We start from the raw sequence: 22460 nt of genomic DNA on the forward strand, positions 1-22460 counted from the left end.
CCCTCGTAGGGGCGATGAGGACACCCGCGCCAAGCTGGCGAAGATCATTGGCGACATGTTGCGACCCCTCGTAGGGGCGATGAGGACATGGCCTGGAAGTCGTCGGCGCGCTGAACGCGCTCATGCGGTTGCGACCCCTCGTAGGGGCGATGAGGACACGATCGTGGTCCGTGGCCATGAGGACACGATCTATTCGTTGCGACCCCTCGTAGGGGCGATGAGGACTCCCGATCCTGTCCCTCAACCTGGCAGGGCTCGACACGTTGCGACCCCTCGTAGGGGCGATGAGGACGGGGGAGCAAACCGCGCGTAGGCGCGGCAGTCTTCTAGTTGCGACCCCTCGTAGGGGCGATGAGGACTGGGCAGGGCCACGCCGTGGCAGGAGGTCCAGATGTTGCGACCCCTCGTAGGGGCGATGAGGACCACAGCGTGTGCACGAACGTCACGTTCGGCACCTCGTTGCGACCCCTCGTAGGGGCGATGAGGACCCCACGGTAAAGCCGCAGGTCAGAAGTGTGATGTTCGGGCCGTCGGATGAGGTTTTTGCAGTGAACCTCCGGTTGTACTGAAAACCCGGGAGGTCTGCTGCAAATTTCATGATCAAGATGCTGGGTGCCGGTCACAGGATATCGCTGGGAGCGGGTTGGGCGATGCCCCATTCCTGGCGTTCGGGTGTCGTGCCGGGAGGGAAGGTGAAGACGAGCACACTGTCGTAGCCGGCGTCGATCACGCTCTCGACCTCGTGGTGAAACCGCCGTAGCTGGGCAGGGCTCAGCGCGCCTTCGAAGACGCTCCGTTGCACGTGGTGAAGGTACTGGCGGCACAGTCGCAGGATGGCGGCGTTGCGCTTGGCCAGGGTGTCGTAGACCACGACCACGTACACGTGACCTCACCACCAGATCTTGAAGGGCTTGTACGGCGTCCCCTCCAAGCAGGTACGGGTGAGCTGCAGGGCTTCGAGGTACAGCAGCTCGTCATACGCCACGTTGCGGCCCAGAGCGCGATGCTGGATCGTCACCGCCAACTCGTCCCGCACGGTCTGCACCACCAGCTTGCGGCCCGGCTCGGACAGCATGGCCTGGTTGACATCGACGTCGAAATGGGCTGGCTTGAGCTGGCCTCGCCCAGAGAGCCGGAGCAGGAGCCGTTCGGCGAACAGCGGCTTGAACACCTCGGCCAGGTCGAGGACGAGGGAGTGACGCTGCCGTTCCATCGTGCTGTGCAGGAAGGCCACGCCCGAGTGCAGCGGCGTGAGCCGGATCGCTGACAGCAACCGGGCATAAATGATCCCGTTGACATAGCTGATGAACGCGTTGCCGGCGTTGCGCGGCGGACGGCGGCTGCGGCCGTCGAGCCGTAGCCAGTCGGGCAGCCGGGTGTCGAGGACGGCCCAGGCCGCTCGCCTGAAGATGCCTTCGGCGCCCATGAGCTCCTCACGCGTGGACGCCTCGGTGACGGAGGTTTCCAGCACCGCCATGGGCCGGGTCAGCAGTTTGCGGTCGATCACCCGTCGCACGTTCGTTGCCGCGCTGACCACGATCGCGCGGGCGATGTTCAGGGAGGCCGCGGAGTCCTCGGCTATCCGGGTCTGGGCGATGACGGTCTGGCCGGAGGTGCTGGTTTCGGAGGTCAGCAGCGAACCGGCGTAGTCGCCGTAGTGGCTGAGGAAGTGAACGTTGATGCGGTGCTGGTTGAGCAGACTGATCACTGCGGTGTTGATGTCCACCGGCTCGCACGCGACGATGTCGCGGACGTCGGTGATGGGGATGTGCACGGGCGAGCCGTCGGCCCGCTCGATGCGCAGTGACTGATCCTTGCGCCGGATCCGGCAAGGAGTAGTGAGCCAGTAGGTTCGGGCGGCTGTAGGCATCATTCGTTCCAGCAGTAGTCGGCAAAGGAGCACCCTCGGCAGGCCGACCTGCTGAGGAGCGGCGGTGAGCTGTCCGCGGAGATCACGGTCAGCACCTCCTCGATATCGGTCTCGGCCTGCTTCGCCGCCTCGGCGGTGTACGGCAGGCGCCGGGTGCGGCGGGTTTTCGGGTAGTGCAGGATCCCGCCCTGGGCGGCGATGCCCACGGCGTGCAATCGGTAGCAGTAGTGCATGGCCTGGGCCTCGTCGGCCTTCGTGGGCTTGGACGACGACTTGACCTCGTGGACCCAGGCCGCGCCGTCGAGGTGGTCGAGCTTGGCGGCGCCCAGATCGACCGGCGAAGTGCGCGTATAGGAGGTTTCGTGGACCGCTTCGCCCAGCTGTACGGCGGCGCTGAGATGCTCGGGGCGGAACCCGCGCGCGTACAGCCAGAGCTGGCGGCGGCAGTGGTAGAGGTACTTTACGTGCACTCCGCCGACGTCTTCCGCGCCGATCACAGCACCTCACCCGCCTGGTAGTTCTGGAAGGCGCGGCCATGGATCTCGCCGAGACCGAGCCGCTCATCGTAGTCCGCGTCGACGACCCGCACCCCGAGCCTTTTCTCCCACGTGGTGAGGGGCGCGGCCCAGTGCGGCATCGGGATCAGGTAACGCTCGGCGAGCAGACGCCCGGCTGCTTTATGGCCCGTCGTCAAGTCGGCTTCGTAGGCATCGCGATCCCGCTCCAGAACGGCCTCCGTGCCGTCGAACAGCTCGTCGAAGCGCTCGGTGAGCTCGTCGCGGCTCACGAAGGGGTGGGCGAAGCCGAGGAAGGCCTCCGTGAACTCCTGTTGGTGTCTCAGCACGTCGTCGTACCATTCCTGACCCCATGCGCTGCCGTACACCTCGTCGAGCCACAGCCGGGCGTCCGCCTCATCGACCTCCTTGCCGTCATGGCGGGTCAGGATGTGCCAGCCCAGATCCACGGCGGGCCGGGGGTAGACGCCGTCGGCGTACTCCTCGCCCCCCTTGCGCCGGGGCGCGAAGGAGGCCGCGTGCACGACCACATCGGCAGGTGGCCTCGAACCGATCCGGTTGACCCGGCCGAACCGTTGCAGCAGAGCTTCCAGAGGCGCCGCCGACGTGAAGAGACAGTCGAAGTCCACGTCCAGGCTCACCTCGACGACCTGGGTGGCGACCACCAGCCCCAGCTGACGGGGCCGCCCGACACCGAAGCGCTCACCGATGACCTGCTCCAGAGCGGAGCGGTCCATCCGGCGGAACCGTGAGTGCAGCAGGAAGGCAACGTCGGTGACCGGTGCCAACTCGGCGAACAACCCCTGGGCGTCCGCCACGTTGTTGGCCACCACGAGCACCGACTCGCCGCCCGCCAACCTGCGCTTGATCTCCCCGATCGACTCCGGATCGGTCAGCCGGTGCTCCCGCAGACCGAGCCGGTGCCGGGGCGGGGTGCCCGAGGTGGACGCCTCGACCAACCGGACGTCGTGGTCGAGCACCTGCCGGAACAGGCGGGCCAGCGCGTCAGGGAGTGTGGCCGACAGTACGGCGACGCGCCCGCCGAGCCGTTCCCACAGCCGGGCGGCGGCAAGGATGTAACCGAGCCGTCGGGGATCGTAGGCGTGCAACTCGTCCAGCACGAACACCGAGTTCGCCGCGTCGATCACGGTGCTCGAATGAGCCGGACCGGCCAGCACGCCCCGGAGGATCTGGTACGGCGTGCCGACCCGCACGGTCTCCCGGAACAACCGGGTGGCCGCAGCCCGCGAAACGGCCTTCCGCGCGGCCACGGCCTGCTCGTCGTCCCCGTCCTCCGGGCAGATCGCCGCCGCGAGGTGGTACGAAGCGGCCCGCGAGTGCATCACTCCCACCAGCGTGTCGTCGCCCAGAAGAGAGCCGAGTCGTACGGCCATGGCGTTGATGGAGGCCAGATAAGGCAGGGTGAAGAACACTCTCGGCACACCGCCCGTCCGGTGGGTGATCTCAGCCGCCTGCGTCGCCGCCCAAAGGAGCCCGCCCTCGGTCTTCCCTGAACCAGTGGGAGCACGTAGCAGCAGGTGACCGCGTACCGACGCCGCCTCGGTCTGATGCGGGCGGAGCACCTGCCCCCTTCCCGCGAACACCTGCTCCAGCAACGGCCGGAACCCGGCGCCGACGGGCTGGCGCGTGTGCAGCGTGCCGTGGGCTGACGAGACATGGTCCGCCAGGGTGACAGCGCCCTGCAGCAGAACAGCCACGAGCCCTTCATCCGGCGGAACCGGAAGCTCCCAGGCGTCCAACAGCTCGCTGAACACCCGCCTCGCCTCCCCGATCACGTCCACTTCTCCCGGAACGTGGGCCGTGATCGGTAAGCCCGCTTCCCTCGCCGTCCGCGCGAGCCAACCGGTGAGCTCGACGGCGACGTTCTCCGGGACCGGCCGCAAGCGGCTGCGCCACTCCTCGTCGGAAGCTCCGCCGTACGCCTTGATGAGCGGACCACGCCCACCTTCCAGCGAGCGGTGGTGAGTGGCCACACCGGTGGCGACCCACATCAGCAGCCGTTCGTCGGTGACAAGCCCCGGCAGGAAGCCGAGCGAGACGATCTCGTGCCGTTCTCCCCACGATCTGACCAGGCCCTTGAGCATGTTCTGGAAGCCGTCCGGGATCTTCCCGGCATCGTGACAGAGCGCGGCCAGACACACCGCCGCCCAGAAGCGCCCCCCGGTGACCTGATCCACGAAGGAGATCTCACCTACGCGCCGCCGCAGCGCGAGAGCCCCGTCCAGCGTCGCCGACAGATGAGCGGTGAGACTCTCCTCCGGGCTGCTCTTGGCGAGCATCTCGCGCAGTTCCACGGTCACCCCTCCACCAGACCGGGATGCACCTGCGGCAGAGGGGCCACCACTCTGCCGTCCTCGTCGGCCCAGCCGGAGTCGACCACCACGTCATTCCGGCCCGAGGCGTCGAAGTGGTAGCCATCCCACCGGGTCCGATGACGGTTGAGTGACACGGCGGTCGGCAAGCGCAGCAGCGTTCCGGCGGCGACAGGCGCGAGACCTTCGGGAAGCACCGCGTCGCCTTGGCAGCCGGGGCCGGCACGCAGCGTCACGCGGCGGGTCGTCAACCCGACCAGGTCCTGGCTCCTTCCCAGCCGCAACGGCCACACCGGCCTGCGCAACCTGCGTTCCCAGAAGGCGACCTCCTCGGTGAGCCACACCGTGAGCGTGACGTCGGCCAGAAACTCGCGTTCGCGCGGCGTCGGATCGGCTTTCTTCCCGGTGGCGTCCAGCGGATGGTAGGTCTCCAGATCGACCCCCTTGCCACGCGCGTGAAAGGCCATGGCGAACCGCGTCTCCACGTTGACGGCATTCCAGCCCCCGGCCGCCGCCGCGAGCACGCCGCCCACGGTCGCCGGGGGAGGGCACGGCAATGCCACCTGGACCCCCGCATACAACGGATTGCGGAAGGAGACGATCGGCGCGGTCACCGTCACCTTCAGCGCCTCGGTCGTGGTCATGCCTTCGGATCCTCGAACCAGGTGTCCCGCTCACCCCGCTCGATCTGCTCGGCCAGAGCGCCGAACAGCACCCGCGGATGGTCGATGAGCAAGCTTCCGGCGCTGATCAGATCGGCGAGCTCGGCCTGGGCGCGCTCTCGCTGTTCGCCGAGGAAACCCGGCGCCCAGCCCAGCAGCACCGGCCCGTCGAGCTCGTCGGCCCATGCCTCGATCTCCGCACGCAGCACGCCCGCGTCGAACAGCGCACGATCGCCCCGGACACCGAGCACGCGGGTGAACGGATTGATCCCGCCTTTCACCGGTGCGAGGAGGATGAGCGCCGGGGTCCGGTCGCCGTAGTGCATCGACCTCTTGGCACCACCCCGTACGGCGGTCAGCGTGCGGAGCAGCAGAGCGGCCCTGCGGCGTCTCTCCTCGATCGTTAGCCGCAGCGCGGAACAGCCGCGAAAGGCGACCGGCTCCGCGCCGTTGTCAGCTGCCTCCTTGGCGGCGGGCTCCGGCAGGGCGATCTTCAATCCTGCGCCGTCGATCTCGAAGACCCCGATGCGAGCCAGGTCGAGCAGAACGTCACCGGCCAGCTCGGCGCTGTAGAACTCGTGACCGTGCAGCACCGGGTTCTCGCCGGCGGCGAAGCCACGGCTCATCGTCCCGAAGTCCCGCTCCGGGCGGCGCGGAGCGACCGACACGAACGTCCCCGTGGCCAGGACCGTGTCCCTCTGACATGTCTTGGTCTTGTCGCCCTTCACCGCGACCATGTAGCCGAACAGGTCGTCGTCCAGATAGCGGTCTGGACGGCCGTGCGTGTACGCCTGCTGCTTCTGGCCACTGCCCGACCGCACCACCGGAGAGACCGGTTCCGAGGCAGGCAGGGAGTCCCGCAGCCAGCGGCGGAACGCCTGCGCCGACACGTACGGATGGATGTCACGGCCGACCCGCAGTTGCTTCACCGTGGCGACGTTGTCCTCACCGAGACCGTTGTTCGGCGCTCCGGCCACCACATCGAGGACGACCTTTCCCACCAGGTAGCTCATCTCTCACTCATCGCCTTTCAGGTAGTCCATGTCCTCCGGATGCTCCTTCTCCTCATCCGCCATCGCGGCGGCGACCTCCGCCCGGTCCGCGGGCTTGAACCCCAGCTCGTGCAGTCGCTGAAGCGCCGCGACGATGAGCAGTTGCCGATGGAACCACGCCTGCTCCACCTCGGGGTCGAAGAGCAGCCGGAACTGGTGCTCGGTGATCAGCGGGCCGTCGATCCCGCTGTCCTGGTCCAGCAGGGCGTCGATGTTGCGGCGCATGAGCCAGTGCCGCATCCGACGCGGCTCCTTCAGCGTCGCGTTGAACGCCCGGAGCCGCCCTGCGGAGTTCTCCGCGTTCAACCACGAGGCCACCTGCGCTCCGGCGGCCTTGATCTCGTCGATCTCGTTCTGGTTCATCCGCATCACCTCGATCACGAAGGAGAAGCACAGCTCGGCCAGTTCGGCGGTGTCCGCACGGATCACGGCCCGGTCCAGCTGCGCGGTCAGATAGCGGCCACACGCACGGGCGATCTGCTCTGGCGCCCGGAAGGCGTTGCGCGCCAGCCCGAGCACGCCCGGACGGTCCGCCGTCGCGTGGGCGCGCAACAGCGCCGGAAACCCGCGTCTGAGAGGCGGCCGGGCCGATCGCCGCAGCCATTCGGCCAACGGCTGCTCAAGCGACTGGATCTCCAGCGTCTGGCCGCGGTTGTTGTTACTGAAGACCAGCAACTCCACGCCGGCGGTCAGCCTGTCCTCGTGGTGCCGCAACGCCTGGAGGGCCATCACCTCGTTCGAGAGCACCTTGTGGGGATCGGCCTTGCCCAAGGCGATCAGCTGCCGGTTACGCTCCACTCGCCGCGAAAGCGTCCGGGCCATGAATCTCTCGTCCCAGCTGTGCAGGACGGTGGACGGCCCGCCGGTCAGACGGCAGCCGTACGGCAGGGCGTAGAAACTACAGAGGCACGGCCAGCACAGCGCCATCCCGGCGTGCCCGCGCGGCGTGTTGTTCCGGTAGAGATCGCTCTCGGCCAGGGGCACGTCGACCTTGCCGTAGTAGCCCACCGCTTCCCGCCCGCACAGCACGCACGGCGCGTCAGGCCAGGTTGCGGGCTCCGGGCATCGGCGCCATTCCCGGACGGCGTCGCGTACGGTGTCGTCGTTCTTCTTCGCGTTGCTGTGATGGCTCATCTTCGAGTTCGGGAAGAAGGACATGCTGGCCTTGAGCCAGAAGCCCCGGTCGCTCTTCGTGTCACGCACGAGGGCGGCGGTCACAGCGTCCCGGGTGACCGTCTCGACCGCAGTCTCGAAGCCGTCCGGCGTGAGACTCTCGACGGTCGACGCCTTGCCGAGGAACACCATGGCGTAGGCGCCGACCCGCTGCAGGGGGTGCGCCGTCAGCCTGAGCCGATGAGCTTCGCTCATCCCGCCACCCAGCCGAAACCGGCGGCGTTGGCCTGTCCCAGACCCCAACTCCAGATCGCCTGCAGCGTCTCGGGCGGCCCGGTGAGCTCGACCTCGACGGGCGCTCCTGGCTTGGCTCCCTGGCCGACGGTGAACGACCTCTTGGAACCGATCCACGTGATCGCCGTCAGATACACCTCCGGGTCCAGCCCGAGCGTCTCCGCCTTCCGCCGCAGATTGCGCTGGAAGAACACCGGGAACTCCGGGTCGGCCGGCATCAGCCAGGCCTGCCGGGTGGTCCGGGTCCCGCTGTCATCGCGACCAGTCCCTTTCATGACCACGGGCGTAACCGTCCGGAACCGTCCCCGGCCCGACCCGAAACCGGGATGCTCGACGATGGCCGCCTTCAACACCCGGAAGGCCGCCCCACCCCAGTCGAGCAACTCCCGCTGCTTGACCCCCTGAGCCAGCGCGGTCAGCACCTCGAACCGCGGGCTGCCGAGCTCCACGTAGCCCCGTCCACCTGCCGCGTATGCTCCCCGCCGTCGCACGGCCCTGGGGAACACCGGTGCTCCATGCCCCAGCGGCACCATGCCGTGCGGTCCCGTACCCCGATGATGCAACTCCCGTCCAAGCTCGGGTGCCGTGTGCGCCAGCAGGTCGTACGCCAACGACCGGCCTGGTGCCAGCACCTTCGCCCACGCGAGTTCGGTCGCCGCCGTGGTGACCTCGATCCGCAACCTCACTGCTTCCTCCCGCCGGTTCGGCCCTTCACCCGACACAGATGGACGAAGACTCAAGCGGCTTGCTGGGCTGCGTGTCCGTGCAGGTCAACGCCAAGGCGACGGAGAAACCGCCGGATGGTGGCCGTGAAGGCGATTCGCGGGCTACCCTGCGTCCAGGACGTCATCGCTGCCCTTGGTGATCATGGTTTTGCAGCGAACCTCCCGGAGTTTCTGCACAACCGGAGGTTCACTGCAAAACCGAGTCTCCAGCCACCAGATTCGTACGGCTTGACCTGCGGCTTTACCGTGGGGTCCTCATCGCCCCTACGAGGGGTTGCGACCCCTCACAGGGGCGATGAGGACTCGTCAGGAGCAGGGCGTACATCACGAGGCAGTTGGCGCGTTGCGACCCCTCGTAGGGGCGATGAGGACGTCGAGGTGACACACCGGGGCGTCGTGCGGTACACAGCGTTGCGACCCCTCGTAGGGGCGATGAGGACGGGCAGCCGGTCAAGAGGGTGAGGGTGATCTCGGAGTGTTGCGACCCCTCGTAGGGGCGATGAGGACCATGCCGCACACCATCGGCCAGATCCAGCTCGCCGCGTTGCGACCCCTCGTAGGGGCGATGAGGACGACCCGCAACGCCTTCGTCGCAGGCAAGTGGAAGCGGTTGCGACCCCTCGTAGGGGCGATGAGGACACCGCGGTCGACGCCGGAGACTTGGCCGCGCTCGCGTTGCGACCCCTCGTAGGGGCGATGAGGACTTCACGGTATGGCCCGACGCGTGCCGAAATGGATGTTGCGACCCCTCGTAGGGGCGATGAGGACGCCTGAGCTCGACACCGACTGGCCGTACGACGCCGACGTTGCGACCCCTCGTAGGGGCGATGAGGACCAGATTTCCATCAGCATGTTGCCGATGACGATCTTGTTGCGACCCCTCGTAGGGGCGATGAGGACTTCACGGTATGGCCCGACGCGTGCCGAAATGGATGTTGCGACCCCTCGTAGGGGCGATGAGGACGTCCTCATCGCCCCTGTGAGGGGTCGCAACCCGGCCCACGCGAGAGCAGGGGCGGTCAGTCGCCCGTCCTCATCGCCCCTGTGAGGGGTCGCAACTAGCTGCTTGTACGTGAACCACCTGGCCAGCGTTTGCGGGTCCTCATCGCCCCTGTGAGGGGTCGCAACCGGAAGCCCTGCTCTTGGCGGTGGGCGTCGGCGCGGTGTCCTCATCGCCCCTGTGAGGGGTCGCAACCGAGCGTGAACCAGCAGATCACGGAAATGCGCCAGTCCTCATCGCCCCTGTGAGGGGTCGCAACTTGGCATGGACCCCGAGACCGGCGCCCCCCTTGAGACGGTCCTCATCGCCCCTGTGAGGGGTCGCAACATCTGGAGGTAGATCCCGCGCAGGAATCCGTACGCGTCCTCATCGCCCCTGTGAGGGGTCGCAACTCGAGACGGGCGGTGTAAAAGGCGACCAGTTCATGTCCTCATCACCCCTACGAGGGGTCGCAGCTAGATCCAGGACGAGACGTGGTCACGCAGCACATCGCAGGTCCTCATCGCCGCGGTGAAGACGTTGGGCGACCGTATCCATCCGGCGACCGGCCGCCACATGATCTACGTGGTGTGCGAGGGCGTCGCACACGTCGCCGACGAGTTCGCCGAGGTCGAGTGGTGCGACCGGGCCAGGGTGGCGGAGCTGGTGCCGTTCTCGTTCTTCCCGCCTGTCCAGGAGTATCTGGACGCCCACATCCTGTAACCGAATGAACGTACCGTTACCTTCCGAATGCACATAGCGATGCCTCTGTGTCGAGATTTACGTGACGGTAACGTCACTGTCTGTGCACACTGACGGAATGCATCCAGCTCTCGTTATCACATTCATCGCCATCGGCGTCTACCTGTTGTCGTGCCACTACCACCCCTACATGAAGTGCAAGACGTGCAACCGGTCGAAAGAGTCACACTCCACCACATTCAAGGGCGCGTTCGGCAAATGCCGGGCCTGCGACGGCAGAGTTCACCACGTCCGGTTCGGGGCGCGTATCCTCAACCGGAAGTGACTACTTCGGCACCCGTCCAGTCCCGCCGCACGGCCGGCAGTTCACCAACTTCTGGGTGACGACCTTCCCGCCGCTGGGCGTCTCGACCTCGACGGGCTCGTACCAGCCGCCCGCGCCGCTGTATCTGCAGCACTGCTGCGTCCACTCGGCCGAGGCGGGCGGCTCGGGGGGCGGGCCGCACTGTGTGGCGATCCCGGCGGCCTGTCCTCATCGCCCCTACGAGGGGTTGCAACACGACCGGGACGTGGTCGCTGACCTGGCCGGGAAGTTGTTCTCATCGCCTCTGCAAAAAGGCACGGCGGCGGTTGCCTGGGAAGTTGCTTCCGCCGCCGTGCCCTGGCCCCGGTCCGCAGTCTGCGTCACACGGCCGGGGAGTCTGGCCGGGCCCCGCGTCAGGCGGTGCGCGGGGCCCGGCAGATCGCCCGGAGCGGACCTTCCGGACTCGGGCCCAGCGGCCAGGCATGGGCCCTGCATCCCGGCGGAGGGACATGACTACCATCGCCGGGGGTCTGGCTACCCGCCCGATCGGATGGGCGGGGCTGGTCCGGCATCAGGTGGTGGACTGCCGGACGTTTCTGGGTGCCGACCGTGAGTTGGTCAAGACAGCGGTGTGGATCTCGGTCCCGTGAGAGTGACGGTCCCGCTCTCCGGGGGCTCATGGCTGGTCCACATCCACCGCTTCGTGGCCGACACGGACGAGGACCCTCCCGTAGACGTACGCGGGGTTCCTGGCGAACCGGTCGAGATGGACCACGCCGACCTGCCCGGATGCGCCGGTCCCGAGCCGCTTGAGGGCAGCCTTGAGGTGTTGAGCCGCACGCGCCGGATCGTCGGTCACTCCGCATGCGCCGTCTCCGGCCCCGCCGACCGCCTTCCACTCGAAGAAGCCGTCGAGGTTGCTGCCGCTCACGAAGGTCATGACCGGAAGGCTGCCACCAGTCGGCCATGCCGCTCCGAACAGTTCGCCGCGAACTCTGAGTTCGCTAGACCGCGATCCGGTGACGCTCGGCCAGGTATCGCACTTCGGGTGCCCAGGAGGGCCTGGCGCGCTGGGCGAGGGCGTGGATCATGTCACGCAGCAGAGGCGTGTGGTCGAGCTCCTCCGGACACTCGCGTTCGATGCGCATGAGGTAGACCAGACTGGCCGCGTCGTCACCCAGGTCCTCGCACGCGCGGGCGACCTGTCCCAGGTGGGTGGTCCGCCGTTCAATGGACGGCACCTTCCGGACGTCGATCTCGTCGGCGACGCGGATGGCCGCCGCAGGCTCGCGGGCTTCGTGCTCTACGGACGTCATATGGATCATCACGTTCGTCGGGCCGAACGCGAGCCCGAAGTGGTTGGACTCGTCCCTGACGGTGAGTGCGAGCGTGCGGGCCGGGCCGCGGACCAGCTCGCGCGCGTGCGCGTAGTCGCCGCGGCGTGCGACCGACAGCGCGGCCATGAGGTGCAGGCTGCCCAGGATGCTGCGGTGCCGCTCGTCGCCGTCCGGCACGTAAGGCGAGAAGATCTCGATACTGCGCAGCGCAACTTCCTCGGCGACCTCGTGCATGTCATCGGTGAGCATCGAAGCGCTGAGGTTCCGCTGTGACCACGCGATCAGCAACGGATCTTCGGTTTCCTCCGCGTACCGCATGGCGCGATCCGCGGCCATGTGCTGGAGGTCCGTCCGCCCCAGACTCTTGAGTACGCCGCGGGCCACCGTGTACGCCTCAGCCGCCACCTGGGCGGCGGCGCGGCGCTCGTCCGGGTGGCCGTCGGCCTGCGAGAGCAGTTGCTCCGCGTCGATGATCAGGGCTGGGAGCGCCCGCATGAGGATCGTGTACTTGTTGGGCGAGGTCAGCCACGTGCTCCGGGCTGTGGCGACGCGTTCGGCGAGTTGCTCGATGTCCGGCGGCTCCGCGTCGAAGGGCAGGCTGCGGTAGGAGAAGATGGCCCGCTCGATGTCCCTGATCTGTGGGCGGCCCCGCTCGTGGGAGTCTCTGGGGGGTTCGCCGAGCAGCACGGCCGTGCGCACGCCGAGCACCTTGGCGATCTCACGCAGCAGGGGCAGGGAGGGGGTCCGGCGGCCCTGCTCGATCAGCTCGATGTGGCGTGACGTGCAACCGGCCTGGGTGGCGAGCGCCGTGGTGCTCATGCCCCGCAGCTCGCGCTGAAGCCTGACCATGTGTCCGGTGCTGGTCTCGCGCATAGGGCTCCGCACCTCCTGGTGATGTCGCAACCTCAGGGTATGGCTCGGGGCCATCCGTGTTCGAGGGGTCGGCGAATAACGCGCCTTTGGCCGCCGGCTCCACCCAGCAGAGGACTTCGTCCATCTGTAGGAGGTGAAGGCCGGAGACAACGAAGAGGTGGCTGGATGGGGCGTTCACGAGGCCGGGCGAAGGTGGTCGTGGAAGGGGCGTCGCGGTGGACGGTGGCGGCTCTGGCGGGTGTGGCGGCGGCGGTCGCGGCGGGGACCGTACCCGATGTGATCAAGAGCTGGCTGGGCGACCAGCGGGCGTTCCTGACCGTGCTGTGCGTGGTCGCCGCCGCTGTGTTCGCGGGCATCAACCTGTGGCAGCAGCGCAGCAAGGGCGTCGGCATCGTTATAGCGCTGCCGAGGAAGAACTGGCGAGCCTCGTGGAGCGAACAGTGGAGCGCCGCGGCCGTCGCGCACGCCAGACGGCACCACGACTCGTGCTTCGTGGTGCGGCGGGACGTCGAGGGTGCGCGGCCGGACGACGACATGAGAGCCAGGAAGGCGGCGCGCGAGGCGCGAAAGGACACCCTGGAGCTCGCCTACGAGCTGGTGAACGCGCGGCTCACCGAGCTGTCCGAGGCTGACCCCTCGACGCCGATCTCCCTGTACGTCAACGCCGCGCTGCCTGATGCCTTCGAGCTGGGGGCGATGTTCAAGTTCAACGTCCATCGAAGACTTCACGGAGTCGCCGCGTTCCCCGCGCGAGAGCGGACAGTCACGGGGGAGGACGAGCCGGCCGTGCCTTTTGTCCTGCCGCAGCGGGCCGAGCTCGCGGAGTCGGATTTCTTCCCTGCGGTACGGATCAGCGGCCGGTTGAAGGACCCGCTCAGCCCGGCGGAGGCCGTGCGCGCGGCGAAGATCGCCCGGGTGGTCGAGGAGCCGGAGTTCCCCGGGGCGGCCGACGGTGAGGCGGTCGCGCTCGTGGTGCACCTCGCGGAGAATCCGCGAATGGTGGCCGAGGCGCTGCGGGCGGCGGCGGAGGGGTGCCTGGACGTCGAGTTGCGGCAGGAGCGGTGCCGGGCCGCTCTGGTCATCGACGGTGTGCCGGCCAACATTCCGGAGACGACCGCTGACTTCGAGCTGATCGTTCGGTATGTCCACTCCGCGTGGCTGGAGTGGGTTGCCGCGCGCCCGCAGCTCGCTGGCCTGCGCGTCCGGTTGTTCGTCGCCGCGCCGGCCAGCGTCGTGTTCGCGCTGGGCTGGCTGATGGGCCACACGATCACGCCGGTCCCGCACCCGTACGAGCAAGGAGAGCCATGTACGTCGTCATGATCGGCACGGCGGGCAACCAGCGCTACATTTTCTCCTCCGGCAAGCGGCAGGAGATCGTCGGCGCGTCCGACCTGATCGCCCGGGTCAACGGTGCCTGGGCGGACGAGGCGATGGCGTCCGTGTTCCCGGGGTTCGAGCCGTCCTGGCGTGTCGGGGACGGTCATGACGCCGAGCTGCTGACCGCGGGTGCGGGCACGATAACCGCGCTGGTCAGGAACAGAGACGCGGGCCGGCGCCTGGTGACGGAGGTGACGCACAGAGCGCTGGCAGAGGCACCTGGTCTGCACGTCTGCGGGGTGGTGGTCGCGACGCCGGAACCCGTGAACGGGATCGGTATGACCAAGGCGCGCACGGAGCTCGCGGCCGTGCGCGAGGCCAGGCCGGGACCGCAGGCGAGGTTCCTGCGGCTGCCGCTGGCCGAAGACTGCGCCTCCACCGGCCTGCCCGCGCAGGCGCTGCACCGCGAAGGAAGGGACGAGCCCTTCAGGACCCGGTCCGCTGCGTCGATGGCCAAGCTGAGGCACTTCCCGGCCGCGCTCGACCGGCTGGCCGGCGACGCGGAGACCGATCGTTCCACGATGCGAGAAATCGTCGACAGGCTGGGGCTGGAGGCCGACTGGGTGGCCGTGGTCCACGCCGACGGCAACGGTTTCGGCGACCTCTTCCGCACCCTTGGCAGCCTGGTGGACGGAGACCAGGCGTACGCGGACGCGCTGCGCACGCTGTCTCGTGGGGTCGACGCCTGCGCGCGGAGGGCGTTCCGGGTGGCGCTCGACCGGACCGCCCGCGAACCGGAGGCCGTCACCGTGAGCGGCAGGCCCCCGGTGCTGCCGCTCGTGCTCGGTGGCGACGACCTGACCGTCGTGTGCGAGGGCGCCTCGGCGCTGCCGTTCACCCGGCACTACCTGGAGGCGTTCGAGGAGGAGACGGCGAACGACGTCTCGCTTCGCCCCATGCTCCACAGACTGGAACGCCCGTCGCTCGGCGCAGCCGCAGGTGTGGCCATCGTGAAGCGGAACTACCCGTTCAGATTCGCCTACGACCTGGCCGAGGAGCTGATCTCGGTGGAGGCGAAGCGGGTCAAGGAATGGGGGTCGGCGCTGGCGTTCACCGTCCTGTTCGAGAGTTCGGCTCCCGACCTGTCCAGGATCCGGCGCTCGGCCACGCTGGCGGGTGGTTCCGCCGCTTCGGCTTCGCCGTATCTGGTGGGGCAGGGCGCGGACGGACCACGGGCGGAGCGCCGGCGCTGGGCGGATCTCCTGCGCCGGGTCGAGGCGCTACGGCGCACCGACCCGGTGTCGGGCGAGCTGCTCATCCCGCGCGGTGCCGTACACGACCTGCGTGAAGGACTGTGTCTTGGGGCGGAGGTGGCGCGGGCCCGGTTCGCGCTGCTGCGCACGCGGTTCGCCGGAGACCGCGCCCGCCTGGACGCGTTGGCCGAGCTGGAGGGGGATCCGGGTCAACTGGTGTGGACCGACCGGTCCGGCGACGAGGAGAGAACGGTGACGGGGCTCATGGACGCGATGGCGGCGCTGTCGTTCCTGCCCGTCAAGGAAGGGGGGAGATGAACATCAAGCTGGACCTCTTCATGGTCAGCGACTGGAGAGTCGGCACCGGAACCGGTGTCCCCGGCTACGCCGACCGGCTCGTGCAGCGGGACGGCGGAGACGCCGGCTCGGCGCCCGCCGCGCCGGTCGTCCCGGCCAAGACGCTGATCGGGGTATGGCGCGACTCCTGTGAGTTGGTGGCGCACGCGCTGGACAGCGGACCCGCCGGTGTGTGGCACGACTGGCTGAATTTCCTGTTCGGCGGCCAGTATCACGACCAGGACAGCCGGCCCGTACGGCCCGCGGCCCTGCTCCTCGACGGGCCACTACAACTCCCGGGACGGCTTCCCGATCTGCTGAAGGCTCGCCCTCAGGTGGCCTGGGCGGCGACGTTCCGCAAGCCGGGCGTTGCGATCGACCCACGCACGGGCACCGCTGAGCCGGGAAAGCTCCGGTTCGACGAGATGGCCCGCGCCGGGCTGACGCTGACGGGCGAGGCCCAGATCCGGGGCTTCGACGAGCTGGAGCGAACCCAGCAGGACGCCGCCGTCACCCTGCTGGCGGCCGGGGCACGGCTCCTGGAAGGCATCGGTGGCAGGCGGCGCCGGGGATCCGGGCGCTGCCGGCTGACGCTACGGGGGATCTCGCCTGACTTCGCGGTGTTCTCAGGATCGGACGTTCCGCGTCCTCCGTCGTCCGTGCCGTACGGCGTGGCGGATCGTCCGCTGCCCGCACCCGCACCGGCCGCGAGCGGCTGGGAGCGGGCGGAACTGGTCATCACGGTGGAGCAGCCCGTCCTCGCGGCGGCGACCGTCCAGGGCAACCTGGTCCGAGGGGCGGGGTTCCTGCCGGGCTGGTGCCTGATGCCGGAGGTGGCCAGGCGGCTCGGGGGAGTGGCCCACGCTCTCGTCCGTACCGGCGACCTCCTGGTCACGGCAGCCACCCCGCAGTCGGTGGGAGCAACGCGGACGCTGCCCATGCCCAAGGTCTTCACGCACGCCAAGGGTAACAAGAAGGTCATCACCGGCAACCGGCTGGTGGGATCTACGAACCATGGCAAGTCATTTCGAGAAGGGCACGTCGTACCGGATGGGGAGGAAGCGGGCGCGGTAGTCGGCACGGACTTCACCCTGCGTATGCACAACACCGTCCACGACGAGATCCAGCGGCCGAGCCGCGAGGTCGGCGGCGTCTACATCTATCGCGCTCTCGCCGCCGGCACCGTGCTCCGCGCCGAGGTCCGGGTCCGGTCCGGCCTGCTGGAATCCGGCTGGGAGAAGAGACTGGCCGGACGATGGCGACTCGGCCGGTCCGCCAAGGACGACTACGGCCAGGCACGGGTGGACGCGCGCCCGGTCAGCGCCGCCGTCCGCGCCTCAGCGGCGGGAAGCACGATCCGGGTGTGGCTGCTGTCGGAGCTGCTGGTCCGGGACACCAGACTGCGGCCGAGCACCGACCTCCGCGATGTCGCCAGGGCGCTGGAACAGGCTCTCAACCGAGGAGGCACGCGTGGCGTGACCCTGACCCCGCTGACCGCGCCCGACGAGGGCGCGATCGGCACGCACCGGACCGAGAGCTGGCATCGGGGCTGGAGGCTGCCGCGCCCCACCCTGTACGGGCTGGCCGCCGGGAGCTGCCTGACCTTCGCGGCGTCCGGTGAGCCGGTTACCGCCGAAGCGCTGGACGAGGTGCGAGCCGCGGGGGTGGGGGAGCGCCGAGGCGAAGGGTTCGGCCAGATCGAGATCGACCACGACCTGCTCCTCCGAAGCGCCGGACCGGTCGGGGGACACCTGGCCGCCGGGCCGGACGTCACGGACGCCGACCCGCTCGGCCCCGGTGAGGAAGGGCATGCCGAGGCGCGGATCTTCGAGCGTGCGGCGTGGCGGGCCGAGATCCACCGCGTGTGCGAGGGCATCATGGCCGACCCTGCCCGCCGAGCGGAGCTCCTGCCCGCCGAGGTGACCCCCACCCAGCTGAACGGGCTGCGCGAGGTGGTGGGGGAGCCCTCGATGGATCGGAGCCTGCACCGCCTGGAACGGCTCGTCCGGCCCCCGAAGGGCCGCAGGTCCTGGCCGGCCGAGCAGGAGGAGAGCCTGCGTGCCCTGTTCGCCGAACCCGGATCGGTCTGGGCCCGGCTCGCTCTGCCCGAACACAGGCTGACCGTGACCGGCGACGGGGTGGCTTCGCTGCGGGCGGAGCTGCGTGACGAGGCCGTGCGCGTGCTGCTCACCGCCTGCCTGGCGGCGCACGGCCGCGCGATAGCGGAAAGGAGCGGGACATGACTCCCTGGACAGGACGGCGTGTTACGAGCCGGGTCCGGGCACGCGGCTGGCTCCGCACCGAGTCGCCGTTGCACGTCGGCGGCCTTGGCACGGGCCCCGCCGAACCGTTGCCGCTTGCCGTGGACGGCCTGAACCGTCCATACGTGCCGGGAACGACCTTGGCCGGGGTGCTGCGCGACTGGTCGCGCGGTGCGGGGCCGGACGCGCTGGACGAGCTCTGGGGGTTCGCCGCGGCCAGGGGAGACGGTGGCCGGGCCAGTCGGGTGATCGTCGCAGACGCCCTGGTGACCTCCGATCGTCGGCTCGACGAACGCGGCCTTCCGGCCAGCCCGCTCAGCGTGGCCCAGTTGGAGGTCCGGAGCTCGGTGGGCATCGACAGGACCACGGGCGCGGCGGCTCCGGAAATCCTCTACGGCAGGCAGGTCGTGCCCGCCGGGCACTACCTGCGGCTGGAGATCGACGTCGAGTCGGCTGAGTCTCCGGCTCTGGACGAGGCCAGGATGCGGGCGTTGCTCACCGCGCTGGCGGCGGGGGAGATCCGGCTCGGCGCCGCCACCGGCCGGGGCCTCGGCGTCGTACGGCTCCTGGACGACTGCCTCGACCTGGTGGTGGACCGGTTCGACTCACCGGCGGGACTGCTGGCCGTCCTGCGTGATGACGCGACACGCGCGCGATCCCTGACGTCCCTTGGAACGGCCGATCCTGAACTGCCGCCCCGCCGGGAACTCCTCGACATCCAGATCGGCTGGAAGCCGCTGGCACCGGTCATGGTCAGGGCGACGGCGAGCGGGCTGACCGTCGACACGCTGCCACTCACCACGCGGGTCGACGACCGCCATCTGACCCTTGTTCTGGCAGGAAGTTCGCTGAAGGGGGCGCTACGTGGCCACGCCGAATTCGTGGAGCGCACCGCGCGGGGCATCACCGCGCCACAGGCGGCGCGCGGTGCGTCCGCCAGCGAGCACAGCATCGCGTTCCGGGCCCAGCTCGACCAGCTGCGCGCCGTACGGGCTCTGTTCGGCGCGGCACGAGACGACGTCAAGGACCGGCGGGCGGGAGCCCTGCGCGTCGAGGAATGCGACTCGCTGGTCACCATTCCCGAGTCCCTCTGGTTGTCCGCCACCGGAGCCGACGCCGCGCTCGCCGCGCCGGACGAGCGTGAGGGGTCACTGCCGCGAGCGGTCCGAGAGAGGCTGGACGACCACGGCCTGGCCCAGGCCGATCACGTCGCACTCGACCGATGGACCGGCGGCGCGGCGGACGGCCGCCTGTTCAGCGTGCTGGAGCCGCACTCGGTGCGGTGGGAGCCCATCAGGCTCTCGATCGACCTCACCCGGCTGGGCGACGAGCGGGACCACGCCCTGGCCCTGCTCCTGCTGACCCTGCGCGATCTGGCCGCCGGGCGCGTCCCAGTCGGGGCCGCGGTCAACAGAGGGTTCGGCGACATCGAGGTCAGCGGGATCACCCTTTCCGGCGGGCCATGGCACGAGCAGATCGAGCTGGCGGACGTGCTGAACGGGCCCGAGATCTCCACCATCGCCCGAGCTTGGACGGACTACCTGGCACAGGAGGTGTCATGACGACCCTGTACGGCGCGGCCGTCTCCGGAAGCACGCTGCCGGAGGCGCTGGAAGCCGCGGGCATGGACGGCGGATGCGCCTTGCTCACCACTCCTTCGGCGTATCGCGTGGCCCGGGTCGAGGGCCGCGCGTGCGTGACCTCGTCCGGCCCGGCAGACCTGTCCGTCGTCTACGAGGCGCGAGCCTTCACCGCCGACGTGGAGCTGCGCTGGGTCGAGTCCGGATATGCGGTGCTCCTCACGGAGGACGCGAGCCTGCTGCCGGAGTCGTTCGGGGAGGCGGTGGATCCGCTGCCTGCGATCGGCACCATGGACGCCGGCTACCTCGTCTGGGGCTCCGTGACGGCCTCCGACGCGGGCTGGACCAGCCTCGCCTCCGCCCGCGTCGGCACCCTCACGGTCCCCATGGCGTCAGAGCCGCGCGCGGACCGCGTGCGGCTCGTCGCCCGCGAGTACGTCGTCGCCGACCCCGGCCACGGCAACGCCTACGTAGCCGAGGAACGGCTGATCAGCTTCGAGCCCTACGCAGCGGAAGGGGCCGCGTGATGGCCGACGAGTTCCTCAATCCCTACACGTTCATCCAGGCGTTCCCGAGGGAACGCCTGCCGCAACCACTGCAGGACGGGCCGCCGCCTTCCCGCGCCCGGCTGCGTCCGGGCTGCTGGACCGGCCGTATCGAGGTCACGGTGACTGCGGAGACGCCGCTGCTGCTCCTCGACACGGCCAGAGCGGACCGTCTCCCCGGAGACGGGCATGAGGTCTTCCCGGTGCGGCTCCGGGACGGCCGCCCGCACCTGCCAGCCACCTCGGTCAAGGGCATGCTCCGCGCGGCGTACGAGGCCGTGACCAACTCCCGGCTCGGCGTGTTCGACGGTCACGACGTCCCGCTGGGTTTCCGCCGGGACGCTGGCTACGCGCTGGGCATGGTGCCCGTTCTGGTCGGCTCTTCGGGCGTGTGTTACGCGTTCCAGCAGGCGTCGCTCAGGATGTACGAGAAGAAGAGCGGCGACAGCGTCTACCCTCGCGACGGGCAGGAGGCTCCCCGGCATCTGGAAAGGCTCCGAGCCGTCATCAAGGGCGGGAACAGAGGACCGACCGAAGTGGTCCGGTTCGTGAGGAAGTCCTCTCCGGAGGTGCTCCGGCCGGGCAACGGCGAAGGGGTCGTCGAGGGTCTCGCCTTCGTCACCGGACCCAACATCGACGGCAAGACCTGCGAGCGGCTGTTCTACGTGGACGGCGACGCGCCCCGGAAACTCGAACTCGCCAGGCCGTGGAACGAGATCGAAACACGATGGGACATCCTGATCGAGAACTACGAGCGCGCGCATGACGACGCCGAGCTGTTCGGGCGAAAGGGCCCGGACGGCACCGTCGTGGCGCCGAGCGCGCGCCTCGGCGACACTCCCGGCCGACTCGCCTGGAGCCCGCACCTGTACGAGAAGGAACGGAAAGAGCTCAAGGGAGGCCGGCTCTGCTACGCCCGCCTGGTGAACGGCCGGGTCGACCGGCTCTATCCCGTGCTGGTGCCGCGTGATCTCCACTCCGTGGCTCCGGCGGACCTCCTGCCCCGGTCGCTGGCCCCGGCGTCCTGTTACGACGAGCTCTCACCGGCGGATCGCGTGTTCGGCTGGGTCGCCCCCCAAGGCTCCGGAGTACGGCCGGCGGCCTATCGCGGCAGGCTGCGCATCGGTCCGGTCGTCTGTGACCAGGACGCCGACGAGAGCGTGGAGAGATTCGACGGAGACGGCCTGCCGATCGCGATCCTCGGCGGGCCCAAGCCGCAGCAAGGACGTTTCTACCTGGCGGAGTCCGCGGACCGGCCCGATCGCCCGATCCCTGGCGGGGCCCCCAAGGAGAAGCTCTACCAGGCCGGGCGGGGACTGCGGGGCCGCAAGGTCTACTGGCACCATGCCGGGCTGGACCGGCGGCAGCACTGGAGCGAGGGACAGGGCAAGCTCGATCCCACTCAGGTCCGGGTCGGTCGCCACTACCGCGAATTCCGCCGTCCCCGCAGCTCGCTCGACGACAGCGGTTCGCTCACGCCTGATCGCAAGCGCTATCAGACGACGGACGTCGAGCAGCGCGACACGCAGAACCGGTCGATCAAGGGGTGGGTGCGCCCTGGGACGACCTTCCGGTTCTCCGTCGAGGTCCGCGATCTCGACGATGTCGAGCTTGGCGCGCTCGCCTGGCTGCTCAGCCTGCCCGCCGGGCACTTCCACCGGCTGGGCTATGGCAGGCCGCTGGGGTTCGGCAGCGTACGGCTCGATGTCGACACGGCCGAGCTCCACGCGGGCGAGCAGTTCGCCGACTACTACCGCTCGCTGTCGGGGTCTCTGCCCGACGAGGACGGGACCGAGGTCCTCGCGCGGGTGCGTGAGGAGTTCGTCCGGCTGATCGAGGGCTCCGAGGAGCTGTCCACGGTCAGGACGGCACTTCTCGCGGCGGCGCGAGGCAACCCTGAATTGCCGGTGCATTATCCCCGTACGCGTCCGGATCGGCTGCTTGGCGGTATTCCCGCGCCTCCGGACCCGCGCGGACAGAACTACACCTGGTTCACGGAGAACGAGAGGGTGGAAGGAGAAAAGGTCGCCTCGGGACGGGGACGATCTCTGCCCGCCCCGGTCGATGCGGATCCGCTCGTCGTGTATCCCGACAAGAACGGCAAAGCGGGCGAAGAGCAACGTGGCACAGGGAAATCGACAAATCGCAATAAATCCGCCCGGTCTTCTGGTGTTACCAAGAAACGGCGTCAATGACATCATTTTTAGTTTTTCGACGGGAACTGCGATAGTGCGTTAACGTCATTCAGGTCGATTCCGCCTGCCGTTCGGAAGGCCTTGTCGTGAGCGTGACCGAGGGCGTGCTTCTGGTGCACGCGGTGGGCGGCGGTGATCTCGGATGCCCGGGAGCGCGGAGTTTCGAGTCGGTGGTCCCCAACCTCGACGGTGATCCGGGTGACGAGGGCAAGGA

17 protein-coding genes and 2 CRISPR repeat arrays are annotated in these 22460 nt (G+C 69.0%); of the genes, 7 read left to right on the forward strand and 10 right to left on the reverse strand.

Going from position 1 to position 22460, the window contains the following annotated elements:
* The first annotated feature begins 57 nt into the window (after positions 1 to 57).
* Positions 58 to 488: a CRISPR direct-repeat array (repeat unit 30 nt; unit sequence GTTGCGACCCCTCGTAGGGGCGATGAGGAC).
* 131 nt (positions 489 to 619) lie between these two features.
* Genes cas2 through IEY82_RS17895 form a run of 8 tightly spaced genes read right to left on the reverse strand, consistent with a single transcriptional unit; the run spans position 620 to position 8525 of the window.
* Positions 620 to 883, reverse strand: a complete 264-nt coding sequence (cas2, locus tag IEY82_RS17860) for a CRISPR-associated endonuclease Cas2 (protein WP_189125278.1) — start codon at positions 881 to 883, stop codon at positions 620 to 622.
* Positions 884 to 889: 6 nt separating this feature from the next.
* Positions 890 to 1873: a type I-B CRISPR-associated endonuclease Cas1b gene (gene cas1b, locus IEY82_RS17865; protein WP_225262923.1), complete on the reverse strand. Its 984-nt coding sequence runs from the start codon at positions 1871 to 1873 to the stop codon at positions 890 to 892.
* Positions 1870 to 2367 (reverse strand): CRISPR-associated protein Cas4, encoded by a 498-nt coding sequence (locus tag IEY82_RS17870; protein WP_225262925.1) that lies wholly within the window; start codon positions 2365 to 2367, stop codon positions 1870 to 1872. The genes cas1b and IEY82_RS17870 overlap by 4 nt, the downstream gene beginning before the upstream one ends.
* Positions 2364 to 4700, reverse strand: coding sequence for a CRISPR-associated helicase Cas3' (gene cas3 / locus IEY82_RS17875; protein WP_189125279.1), 2337 nt, complete (start codon positions 4698 to 4700; stop codon positions 2364 to 2366). Before cas3 ends, IEY82_RS17870 begins: the two co-directional genes overlap by 4 nt.
* A 2-nt stretch (positions 4701 to 4702) precedes the next feature.
* Complete coding sequence (gene cas5 / locus IEY82_RS17880; RefSeq protein ID WP_189125280.1) at positions 4703 to 5362, reverse strand: CRISPR-associated protein Cas5; 660 nt, start codon at positions 5360 to 5362, stop codon at positions 4703 to 4705.
* Positions 5359 to 6393 carry a type I-B CRISPR-associated protein Cas7/Cst2/DevR gene (cas7i, locus tag IEY82_RS17885; RefSeq protein ID WP_189125281.1) on the reverse strand — a complete coding sequence of 345 codons (1035 nt, stop codon included), beginning with the start codon at positions 6391 to 6393 and terminating at the stop codon, positions 5359 to 5361. Before cas7i ends, cas5 begins: the two co-directional genes overlap by 4 nt.
* Positions 6394 to 6396: 3 nt before the next feature.
* Positions 6397 to 7800, reverse strand: coding sequence for a hypothetical protein (locus IEY82_RS17890; RefSeq protein WP_189125282.1), 1404 nt, complete (start codon positions 7798 to 7800; stop codon positions 6397 to 6399).
* Positions 7797 to 8525, reverse strand: coding sequence for a CRISPR-associated endoribonuclease Cas6 (locus IEY82_RS17895; protein WP_189125283.1), 729 nt, complete (start codon positions 8523 to 8525; stop codon positions 7797 to 7799). Before IEY82_RS17895 ends, IEY82_RS17890 begins: the two co-directional genes overlap by 4 nt.
* Before the next feature lie 312 nt (positions 8526 to 8837).
* Positions 8838 to 9528: a CRISPR direct-repeat array (repeat unit 30 nt; unit sequence GTTGCGACCCCTCGTAGGGGCGATGAGGAC).
* A gap of 546 nt (positions 9529 to 10074) precedes the next feature.
* Between IEY82_RS17895 and IEY82_RS17900 the strand changes: the two genes are divergently transcribed.
* On the forward strand, positions 10075 to 10266 hold the full coding sequence (locus tag IEY82_RS17900; protein ID WP_189125284.1) for a hypothetical protein: 192 nt from the start codon (positions 10075 to 10077) through the stop codon (positions 10264 to 10266).
* 959 nt (positions 10267 to 11225) lie between these two features.
* Here IEY82_RS17900 and IEY82_RS17905 read toward each other — a convergent pair.
* The gene (locus IEY82_RS17905; RefSeq protein ID WP_189125285.1) at positions 11226 to 11489 is read right to left on the reverse strand and encodes a hypothetical protein; all 264 of its coding nucleotides are present in this window, start codon (positions 11487 to 11489) and stop codon (positions 11226 to 11228) included.
* A gap of 64 nt (positions 11490 to 11553) precedes the next feature.
* A complete protein-coding gene (locus IEY82_RS17910; protein ID WP_189125286.1) occupies positions 11554 to 12759 on the reverse strand; it encodes a helix-turn-helix domain-containing protein in 1206 nt (401 codons plus the stop codon).
* Positions 12760 to 12924: 165 nt separating this feature from the next.
* On the opposite strand from IEY82_RS17910, the gene IEY82_RS17915 reads away from it, so the two are divergent.
* From IEY82_RS17915 to IEY82_RS17940, 6 genes are read left to right on the forward strand one after another with little or no spacing between them, the layout of a single operon-like run.
* Complete coding sequence (locus IEY82_RS17915) at positions 12925 to 14079, forward strand: hypothetical protein (protein WP_189125287.1); 1155 nt, start codon at positions 12925 to 12927, stop codon at positions 14077 to 14079.
* Positions 14064 to 15647: a Cas10/Cmr2 second palm domain-containing protein gene (locus IEY82_RS17920; RefSeq protein WP_189125288.1), complete on the forward strand. Its 1584-nt coding sequence runs from the start codon at positions 14064 to 14066 to the stop codon at positions 15645 to 15647. Before IEY82_RS17915 ends, IEY82_RS17920 begins: the two co-directional genes overlap by 16 nt.
* Positions 15644 to 17908, forward strand: coding sequence for an RAMP superfamily CRISPR-associated protein (locus tag IEY82_RS17925; protein ID WP_189125289.1), 2265 nt, complete (start codon positions 15644 to 15646; stop codon positions 17906 to 17908). Before IEY82_RS17920 ends, IEY82_RS17925 begins: the two co-directional genes overlap by 4 nt.
* Complete coding sequence (locus IEY82_RS17930) at positions 17905 to 19488, forward strand: RAMP superfamily CRISPR-associated protein (RefSeq protein ID WP_189125290.1); 1584 nt, start codon at positions 17905 to 17907, stop codon at positions 19486 to 19488. Before IEY82_RS17925 ends, IEY82_RS17930 begins: the two co-directional genes overlap by 4 nt.
* Entirely contained in the window at positions 19485 to 20033 is a 549-nt protein-coding gene (gene csx19 / locus IEY82_RS17935; protein ID WP_189125291.1) for a type III-D CRISPR-associated protein Csx19, read from the forward strand. Before IEY82_RS17930 ends, csx19 begins: the two co-directional genes overlap by 4 nt.
* The gene (locus IEY82_RS17940; protein WP_189125292.1) at positions 20033 to 22246 is read left to right on the forward strand and encodes a TIGR03986 family type III CRISPR-associated RAMP protein; all 2214 of its coding nucleotides are present in this window, start codon (positions 20033 to 20035) and stop codon (positions 22244 to 22246) included. Before csx19 ends, IEY82_RS17940 begins: the two co-directional genes overlap by 1 nt.
* Positions 22247 to 22460 lie beyond the last annotated feature (214 nt).

It is taken from the genome of Nonomuraea cavernae, assembly GCF_014646355.1.
Lineage (GTDB): Bacteria > Actinomycetota > Actinomycetes > Streptosporangiales > Streptosporangiaceae > Nonomuraea > Nonomuraea cavernae.